This is a genomic window from Acetobacterium fimetarium (assembly GCF_014284475.1).
GTDB lineage: Bacteria > Bacillota > Clostridia > Eubacteriales > Eubacteriaceae > Acetobacterium > Acetobacterium fimetarium.
This window is the reverse complement of record NZ_WJBC01000076.1, coordinates 1-789: the sequence shown is the minus strand read 5'-3', so window position 1 is coordinate 789 and position 789 is coordinate 1. Positions and strand designations below refer to the sequence as shown.

At 42.0% G+C, this 789-nt stretch carries 1 protein-coding gene; it reads left to right on the top strand.

Features of this window, described 5'->3' with window-relative positions; genetic code table 11:
- The coding region (locus GH808_RS15140; RefSeq protein WP_207722363.1) for a transposase at positions 1-727 on the top strand (727 nt) is incomplete at its 5' end.
- Positions 728-789 lie beyond the last annotated feature (62 nt).

Sequence of the window (789 nt, the reverse complement as noted above, 5' to 3'; positions counted from 1 at the left end):
AGCAGTATATCACGTGGTTTTTAGAGGGATTAATCGACAGGTTATTTTTGAAGATCAGGAAGATCATGTCAAATATCTGGAGCTATTAAAAAGCTATCAGGAAATCAGCGGATACCAAATCTATGCCTACTGCCTGATGAGCAATCACATCCATCTATTGATAAAAGAAGGCCATGAAGAGCTAGGGATCGTCTTTAGGCGATTGGGAGCGGGCTATGTCTATTGGTATAACTGGAAATATAATCGCCGTGGCCATCTCTTTCAGGATCGATTTAAAAGTGAACCGGTTGAGGATGATGCGTATCTGCTAACCGTCGTTCGTTATATTCATCAAAATCCTGTCAAGGCAGGGATTACTGACAATCCGATTGATTATCCATGGAGCAGCTATCAGGAATATTTTATCGATCAGGGGCTTTGTGAAACCAAGTATATTTTGGACTTATTCTCTGAAGACCTAACAAAGGCTAAAATGCAGTTTGAAACCTTTAATCAGGCTGCGGAAAATGTCCAGTGTTTGGAGATTGATGAAAAGAAAAGATGGAAGGATCCCGAGGCAATTGATTTGATTAAACAACTTGCAGGGGTAAAAAACCTTTCCGATGTTCAGCAATTAGACAAACTAAAGCGGAACGAAGTGCTCAGAAGCTGCAAAAGCGAAGGGTTGTCGATCCGGCAGATTGAACGATTGACTGGAATCAGTTTTGGTGTCGTCAGAAAGGCATGAAAAAGGGTCTTCAGTGAATAGCCCCAGATCACCAAAGGACACAAGAGAACCGTCCCCCTGAT